The organism is Shewanella sp. (assembly GCF_013214165.1).
Classification (GTDB): Bacteria; Pseudomonadota; Gammaproteobacteria; order Enterobacterales; family Shewanellaceae; genus Shewanella.
Window position 1 is genome coordinate 1 of sequence record NZ_JABSSM010000119.1, and the last position, 8,192, is coordinate 8,192.

General features: G+C 48.7%; 6 protein-coding genes and 1 pseudogene. 6 read left to right on the forward strand and 1 reads right to left on the reverse strand.

Translation table 11 applies throughout. The annotated features are described in order from the left end of the window. From HRU42_RS19610 to HRU42_RS19620, 3 genes and pseudogenes are all read left to right on the forward strand, one after another. Window positions 1-954: transposase (locus HRU42_RS19610; RefSeq protein WP_295033621.1), on the forward strand; the 954-nt coding region annotated here is incomplete at its 5' end. Window positions 955-1,218: 264 nt separating this feature from the next. Continuing rightward, window positions 1,219-1,380 (forward strand): annotated as a pseudogene (locus HRU42_RS19615) (transposase); the annotation flags it as partial. Between the two features lie 278 nt (window positions 1,381-1,658). Further along, entirely contained in the window at window positions 1,659-2,039 is a 381-nt protein-coding gene (locus tag HRU42_RS19620; protein WP_295033623.1) for a hypothetical protein, read from the forward strand. 513 nt (window positions 2,040-2,552) lie between these two features. Here HRU42_RS19620 and hutI read toward each other — a convergent pair. Then, on the reverse strand, window positions 2,553-3,779 hold the full coding sequence (gene hutI, locus HRU42_RS19625) for an imidazolonepropionase (RefSeq protein ID WP_295033625.1): 1,227 nt from the start codon (window positions 3,777-3,779) through the stop codon (window positions 2,553-2,555). 193 nt (window positions 3,780-3,972) lie between these two features. On the opposite strand from hutI, the gene hutC reads away from it, so the two are divergent. The 3 genes from hutC (at window position 3,973) to hutH (ending at window position 8,063) form a co-directional block, all read left to right on the forward strand. Next, window positions 3,973-4,674, forward strand: coding sequence for a histidine utilization repressor (hutC, locus tag HRU42_RS19630; RefSeq protein WP_295033628.1), 702 nt, complete (start codon window positions 3,973-3,975; stop codon window positions 4,672-4,674). Between the two features lie 153 nt (window positions 4,675-4,827). Beyond that, window positions 4,828-6,528, forward strand: a complete 1,701-nt coding sequence (gene hutU / locus HRU42_RS19635) for a urocanate hydratase (protein ID WP_295033629.1) — start codon at window positions 4,828-4,830, stop codon at window positions 6,526-6,528. 2 nt (window positions 6,529-6,530) lie between these two features. Next, window positions 6,531-8,063 carry a histidine ammonia-lyase gene (gene hutH, locus HRU42_RS19640; protein ID WP_295033631.1) on the forward strand — a complete coding sequence of 511 codons (1,533 nt, stop codon included), beginning with the start codon at window positions 6,531-6,533 and terminating at the stop codon, window positions 8,061-8,063. Window positions 8,064-8,192: the final 129 nt, after the last annotated feature.

Sequence of the window (8,192 nt, forward strand, 5' to 3'; positions counted from 1 at the left end):
CAAGTCAGTATCGAAGATACGTCCTGGTACCATTGCTGCTCACGTTTATGCCGCCGTTCGATGTTAATGGGAGATGATCCTTTAACCGGAATAAACTACGACCATAGGCGTGACTGGGTTGAATCGCAATTACTGACATTAGCCAGTGCGTTTTCCATAGATGTAGCGGCCTATGCGGTGATGTCCAATCATTTGCACCTTGTGCTGAGTGTCGATATTTATCAGTCTAATTGCTGGACTGATAGGGAGGTTGTTGAGCATTGGCATCAAGTCTTCAAAGGCACTGAAATCACTCAAAAGTTTGCTAAAGGTGAAGTAATAGAAAGTGTTGAAATTAGCCAGCTTAAGCATTCAATAGCGCAATACCGGAGTCGTTTAAGTGATATATCTTGGTTTATGCGCTGCTTAAATGAGCCTATTGCTAGAATGGCGAATAAAGAGGATAAGTGTACGGGACACTTCTGGGAGGGGCGATTTAAAAGCCAGGCTCTGCTCGATGAAACGGCAGTGCTAGCCTGTATGGCCTATGTCGAACTCAACCCCATTAGAGCCCAAATTGCTAAAACACTGGCAGACTCTGACCACACGAGTCTTCAGTTACGAATTAAAGCCGCTTTAAAAGGTAAACAACCAGAAAGTCTACTGCCTTTCATTGGTAATGAGCGCCTCAACCAGCCAAAAGGCATTAACTTTTCACTGGAAGACTATCTTGAATTAGTTGATGAAACGGGCAGAATTATTCGTGATGATAAACGAGGTGCTATTTCTTCAAGTGCTGTTAACATACTCACTCGATTGAATATTTCCAGCGATATCTGGATAAAAATCACTTCTGAATTTGGCAAGTTGTTTCATGGCCCTGTAGGGACGCTGCAAGAGCTTACTCGCTATTGTGAGCACCAGGGTAAACTACGACGGCACTTTGCTCACAGCTGTGAGTACTTAACTAGCTGATAATTAAAGTGCTTTACGTTTCACTCAGACCTACATCTTAGGTTTGACTTTTGTGCTGCATGAAATTCATAATTTTGAACAGAAATAGACTATTTACCTCCTGCTTAACAAAATTACCAGCAAACATTTAAAGTTTTCAGTCCTGATGCTGTGTTGAGGATTGAACATGCATGTCCAGCTAGGTATGTAATTGATTTATAATGGCTGGCTCTAATTTTATCCCCTAATTTTTCCTGATTTATAATGGCTGGCTCTAATTTTACTCGATTGAATATTTCCAGCGATATCTGGATAAAAATCACTTCTGAATTTGGCAAGTTGTTTCATGGCCCTGTAGGGACGCTGCAAGAGCTTACTCGCTATTGTGAGCACCAGGGTAAACTACGACGGCACTTTGCTCACAGCTGTGAGTACTTAACTAGCTGATAATTAAAGTGCTTTACGTTTCACTCAGACCTACATCTTAGGTTTGACTTTTGTGCTGCATGAAATTCATAATTTTGAACAGAAATAGACTATTTACCTCCTGCTTAACAAAATTACCAGCAAACATTTAAAGTTTTCAGTCCTGATGCTGTGTTGAGGATTGAACATGCATGTCCAGCTAGGTATGTAATTGATTTATAATGGCTGGCTCTAATTTTAGGCTCTAATTTTATGATGCAAAAGCTAAGAAACTTAAGTGGGGAGTGTGAGAGGACTATATGAATATTTCTATTGAGAAGTTAGATGGGCTTAGAGATCTGCAGCACTTATCAGAAGTGGTAGGTGAGTCGGTGGAAGATTTAGAACTGTTAGCCCAGGCCATGCCTAAGCTGTTTGAGGTTCTTATTCATGGAGCGGGAAATATTAAACGGTTAAAGGAGGCTATGGCGTCTAACGCTCACTTTTCAGCTGTTGTTGATCATATATCGAATGAGGTTGAAGTTGGTGGGAATGTGCCATCAACTAGGGAGTTTATTGGATTATTGGACGTTGATTCAAGACCAAAAACTGAATCTGTTTATAAGAAACTGGAAGCATGGGGATACCTTGAAGCTTTCCCCAAAAGTAAAACTGTTTTAGTTAAACAGTTTACTAAATAATAAGTAACTCTCACTATAGGGCAGGTGAATTAGATCGTTCATGCTTTTTGTACATGAACTCTCCTTCTGGGACTTATAGAATCGATAAAATGTGCTGGTTAGCAAGAAGGCCTATTGGAATTTATTCCAGTCATTGTGTAAAGCCTTATAACAGGCTAAATCGAAGAGATAGATAACTAGGTGCAAGTACGGCCGAGGACTTCGATTTCAGGGATGAAATCGCAGAGCGCCCATGGATGGGTTTACAGCGTACCGAGGAAGCACTTGCACATAAGCCCACTGCAGGTGATTTACAAAAAGAAGGCTATGGGCACCATAAAACTACCAAGTACCCATATCGCCAGATGAAACAAAGTTATATGATTAGATAGCCTGCTCAGTCAGGCTAATCGTTGGTTTCAGTAAGTAATTGATAACCATGAAGTATGGTTATCAATCAAGCTGGCTAATTACCACAACCCTGTAGGGTTACAATAAAATCGATGGATAAGCCTCATCGCTCAGGTGGCCAAATTATTGATGAACCAGGTGTCCGTTCTTAACCACATCAACACATGCCCCAACCCCATAGGTGTAAGACAGTTCTGCCGGTGTAGTTATATCCCACAGACAGAAATCTGCCTGCATACCGACTTCTAACACACCCACCTTATCTTCGATACCTAACGCCTTGGCGGCATTGCGCGTCATACCCGCAAGCGCTTCTTCCGGTGTGAGGCGGAACAGGGTACAACCCATGTTGAGCATCAAGAGGCTGGAGCAAAGTGGCGATGACCCAGGGTTATAGTCGCTGGCCAGCACCATAGGGACTTTATGTTTGCGTAGCAGCTCGATAGGTGGCATCTGAGTTTCACGCAGGAAGTAGAAGGCGCCGGGTAGCAAGGTGGCGCAGGTGCCGCTCTTACTGAGGGCGATAATGCCGTCTTCGTCCAGATACTCGATATGATCCACAGACTTGGCGCCTAGCTTGGCCGCCATGACTGAGCCACCTAAGTTTGATAGTTGCTCGGCGTGGAGCTTGATATCCAGGCCCGCTTTCTTGGCGGCGCTCAGCACCCGCTCGGTTTGTTCGACGCTGAAGGCGATATTTTCGCAGAAAACATCGGCGGCATCGGCCAATCCTGCTTCGATGACCGCAGGTAACATCTCATTGATGACCAGATCGACATAGCCCTCAACATCATCTTTATATTCAGGGGGGATGGCGTGTGCGCCGAGGAAGGTGGTCTTCACGTCTACGTGATGATGCTTGCCGAGTTCTCGAGCTACACGCAGTAACTTGAGTTCTGTTTCGGTATCCAGGCCGTAGCCAGATTTTATTTCGACCGTGGTGACTCCCTCTTTAGCTAAGGCGTTGAGGCGCTTGCGGCCTAGCTCGAATAACTCGGCCTCACTGGCTTCGCGGCAGGCTTTAACCGTCGAGATGATGCCGCCGCCGCTACGGGCAATCTCTTCATAGCTGGCCCCCTGGAGGCGGAGCTCAAATTCGTTGGCTCGGCTACCGGCAAATACTAGGTGAGTGTGGGCGTCGATTAGACCTGGGGTTATCCAGCCGCCCTTGCCTCTGTAAACCGGCGTTGACAGCACGTCAAACTCAGGCAGCTCAGAACGTGGGCCAACCCAGGCGATCTTGCCCCCCTTTACTGCAATGGCCGCATCGGTTATTGCTCCATAAGGCGCTGAAACAGAAGGAGACATAGTCGCTACATTGACGTCAATCCAGACCTGATCCCAAGACATATTTTTTCCTCACTTTTGCAGTGTTGTTATTTTTTAGAAATAAAGTTGTGATCCAACTTGTATTTACTTGTATATACAAGCTAGGATTATAGCGGTAAATTTCATCGTTTGAAAAGCGTTATCGGTCGAAGGCAAGTTTCTAGATTCTAGAGCCTAGGTACTAATATCGCAAAATTCAGATTTAAGGATAGGTATGGCGACGCCCAAGTTTGCAGCAATTAAGCAGTATATTTTAGCCCGCATCGAATCCGGTGAGTGGGAGGAGCATAGCCGTGTGCCTTCGGAGAACCAGATGGCTGAGCTGTTTGAATGCAGCCGTATGACGGCCCGCCGTGCATTGACTGAACTCACAGACGATGGCGTGCTCGAGCGATCTCAGGGATTAGGCACCTTTGTTGCCGAGCTCAAGTCCCAGTCTTCCATGATGGCAATTCGTAACATTGCCGATGAAATCAAAGACAGGGGCCATGGTTATAGCGTCAAGCTGCTTGAACTCACCGAAATTGAAGCCATAGCGCCTATTGCTATTGCCCTGGGGCTAGAGACCGGAAGTCCTGTTTACTATTCGATATTAGTGCATTGCGAGCAGGGTATCCCCCTGCAGCTTGAGGAGCGTTTCGTTAATCCTAAGCTGATCCCCGATTATCTGCTGCAGGATTTTTCAGTGCAGACACCCCACGAATACCTGTCTTTGGTGGCGCCGCTCACCGAGGCGAGACATACATTAGAGGCCGTGGTGGCCAATAAGCATAATCAACAACAGTTGCAGATTGAGGCGAGTGAGCCCTGTTTGCAGATCTTGCGTCGTACCTGGTCACGCAAAGGTGTGGTGAGTTACGCCAGATTAATTCACCCGGGCAGCAGGTTTAGATTAGGCGGTCATCTGACATTCTAAATCGATCTGCTGCGCATTTCGATTGGTGGATAGAGCAAGATTGATTAGTTGAATTAACGTGAAATGAAGATGTATATACAAGTAAAAATAAAACAACATCAAATATAACTAAAGCTACATAAGCAAAAAATAAATTGAACAGAGGTTTTCAAGATGGATAAGAGACACGACCCTAGTCGTCGCATAATCGCACCCCACGGCAGCAAGCTAAGTTGTAAGAGCTGGATGACAGAGGCAGCTATGCGCATGCTGATGAACAATCTGCATCCAGATGTTGCCGAGCGGCCTGAAGATCTCGTGGTCTACGGCGGTATTGGCCGAGCGGCCCGTGATTGGCAGAGCTATGACAAGATCATCGAAGTACTGCAACGTCTGGAAGAGGACGAGACCCTGATGGTGCAGTCTGGCAAGCCAGTTGGCGTGTTCAAGACACACAGCAATGCACCGCGCGTGATCATTGCTAACTCTAACCTGGTACCGCACTGGGCAAACTGGGAACATTTCAACGAGCTGGATAAGAAAGGCTTGGCCATGTACGGTCAGATGACGGCGGGTTCGTGGATCTATATCGGCTCTCAGGGCATAGTTCAAGGCACTTACGAGACGTTCGTCGCCATGGCTAAGCAGCACTTCGGTGGTTCTTCGGCGGGTAAGTGGATCTTGACCGGTGGCCTAGGTGGCATGGGCGGCGCTCAGCCGCTGGCTGGCACTATGGCGGGTTACTCGGTACTGACCTGTGAAGTCGACGAGACTCGCATCGATTTCCGTATGCGTACTAAATATGTGGATAAGAAAGCCACCTCTCTCGATGAGGCGCTAGCCATGATCGATGCGGCTAATGCGAGCGGTAAGCCAGTCTCGGTTGGTCTGCTTGGTAATGCGGCAGATGTGTTCGCCGAGCTGGTGGAGCGTGGTATTACCCCAGATGTGGTGACCGACCAAACCTCGGCACACGATCCATTAAACGGTTATTTGCCACAGGGCTGGACCCTAGAGCATGCGGCCGAGATGCGTAAGCAAGATGAAGCGGCTGTGGTTAAGGCGGCTAAGCAGTCTATGGCGGTTCAGGTTCGAGCCATGCTTGCCCTGCAGGCGGCGGGTGCAGCGACGACCGATTACGGTAACAACATACGTCAGATGGCATTCGAAGAAGGTGTCGAGAATGCATTCGACTTCCCGGGCTTCGTACCAGCCTATGTGCGTCCCTTGTTCTGTGAGGGCATAGGTCCTTTCCGCTGGGTGGCACTGTCCGGCGATCCAGAAGACATCTATAAGACAGATGCCAAGGTGAAGGAGCTGATCCCGGATAACCCGCAACTGCATAACTGGTTAGACATGGCGCGGGAACGTATCGCGTTTCAGGGGCTGCCAGCGCGTATTTGTTGGGTGGGTCTGAAGGATCGTGCCCGTCTGGCGCTTGCCTTCAACGAGATGGTTAAGACGGGTGAGCTATCAGCCCCCATCGTTATCGGCCGCGATCACCTAGATTCTGGTTCAGTAGCCAGCCCTAACCGTGAAACTGAATCTATGCTCGATGGTTCGGACGCTGTGTCTGATTGGCCCTTGATGAATGCGCTGTTGAACACGGCGAGTGGCGCGACCTGGGTCTCTTTGCATCACGGTGGTGGTGTGGGTATGGGCTTCAGCCAACACTCTGGTGTGGTTATCGTTGCCGATGGCAGTGATGATGCCGCCGCGCGTCTCGGACGCGTATTATGGAATGATCCTGCGACTGGCGTTATGCGCCATGCCGATGCCGGATATGATCTCGCTAAGAATTGCGCAAGAGAGCAGGGCCTGGATCTACCAATGCTAGACACTTGCCCGAAAAATACTGTTGAAGAAGGTAAATAGAAATGAGCCATTTAGTATTAACACCCGGAACCTTGACCCTGTCTCAAATTCGCGACATCAGTCGTGGCAAGATAAGCCTGGAGCTGGCACAGAGCGCCATTGCCGATATCAATACCAGTGCAGCCATTGTGCAGCAGATTTTAGATGAAGATCGCACCGTTTACGGTATCAACACAGGTTTTGGCCTCTTGGCTAATACCAAGATTGCCGCCGAAGACCTGCAGTTGCTGCAACGTTCTATCGTATTGTCACACGCCGCGGGTGTTGGCCAGTACATGCAGGACGCCACAGTGCGCCTGATGATGGTACTTAAGATTAACTCCCTGAGTCGTGGCTTCTCTGGCATTCGCCTCGAGGTGATCAACTTCCTTATCGCATTGGTTAACGCCGAAGTTTATCCATGTGTACCTGAGAAAGGTTCTGTGGGGGCATCGGGTGACTTGGCGCCACTATCACATATGAGCCTGTCGATACTGGGTGAAGGTGAGATGAGCCATAAAGGGCAGATCCTGACGGCTAAAGAAGGTCTGAAAATTGCGGGTCTGGAGCCAATCGAACTCGCCGCTAAAGAGGGTCTGGCTTTGCTTAACGGTACTCAGGCATCGACGGCTATGGCGCTGGAAGGATTATTTAATGCCGAAGACCTGTTCGCGGCCAGCTCAGTGATCGGTGCCATGAGCGTCGAAGCGGCTATGGGTAGCCGTAGCCCGTTCGATTCTCGCATTCATGCGGCTCGTGGCCAACTGGGTCAGATAGATTCTGCCGGTTTGTTCCGTCATCTGTTAGGTGAAGAGTCTGAGATCAGCTTAGATCATGTTAATTGTGAAAAGGTACAAGACCCTTACTCACTTCGTTGTCAGCCACAGGTGCTCGGTGCCTGTCTGGCTCAGATCCGTCATGCGGCGGGTGTGCTCGAAGTCGAAGCGAACGGCGTGACAGATAACCCGTTAGTATTCCAGGACACGGGTGATATCATCTCGGGTGGTAACTTCCACGCCGAGCCTGTTGCCATGGCGGCGGATAATCTGGCGCTTGCCCTGGCCGAGCTAGGTTCTATCGCCGAGCGTCGTATCGCCCTGCTTATCGACCCTAACTTGTCTAAGCTGCCGCCCTTCTTAGTGGAAAATGGCGGGGTTAACTCGGGCTTTATGATTGCCCAAGTGACGGCTGCGGCATTGGCCTCAGAGAACAAGACCTATGCCCACCCCGCATCGGTAGACAGCTTGCCCACATCGGCGAACCAGGAAGATCACGTCTCAATGGCGACCTTCGCGGCGCGTCGTCTGCGTTATATGTCTGAGAATACCCGTGGCGTACTGGCCATCGAATTGCTGGCTGCGGCCCAGGGGCTGGATTTCCGTGCACCGCTACAGCCTAGTGCCGCAGTGGCTAAGGCGAAAGCTGAAATACGTGAACTGGTTGCTTATTACGATAAGGACAGGTTCTTCGCCCCGGATATCCAAGCATCGATTGACCTGCTAATAACCGCGAGCTTTAACAGCTACTTACCAGCAGGTGTTTTACCCAGTTTCTAATTAAACTGGATAAAATTTTATTTTCAGCTAATTGCCTGATGCGAATTGTCATTGATTAACTACAGATACCAAAAGGGCCTTAGGGCCCTTTTTATTGCTTGTTTTTAGCGTTAATTTGTTTTGTTCTCT

Bases quoted from the DNA above. Each gene is read 5' to 3' on its own strand.
- hutH (WP_295033631.1), top strand. From the start codon at position 6,531: ATGAGCCATTTAGTATTAACACCCGGAACCTTGACCCTGTCTCAAATT.
- hutI (WP_295033625.1), bottom strand. From the start codon at position 3,779: ATGTCTTGGGATCAGGTCTGGATTGACGTCAATGTAGCGACTATGTCT.
- HRU42_RS19620 (WP_295033623.1), top strand. From the start codon at position 1,659: ATGAATATTTCTATTGAGAAGTTAGATGGGCTTAGAGATCTGCAGCAC.
- hutC (WP_295033628.1), top strand. From the start codon at position 3,973: ATGGCGACGCCCAAGTTTGCAGCAATTAAGCAGTATATTTTAGCCCGC.
- hutU (WP_295033629.1), top strand. From the start codon at position 4,828: ATGGATAAGAGACACGACCCTAGTCGTCGCATAATCGCACCCCACGGC.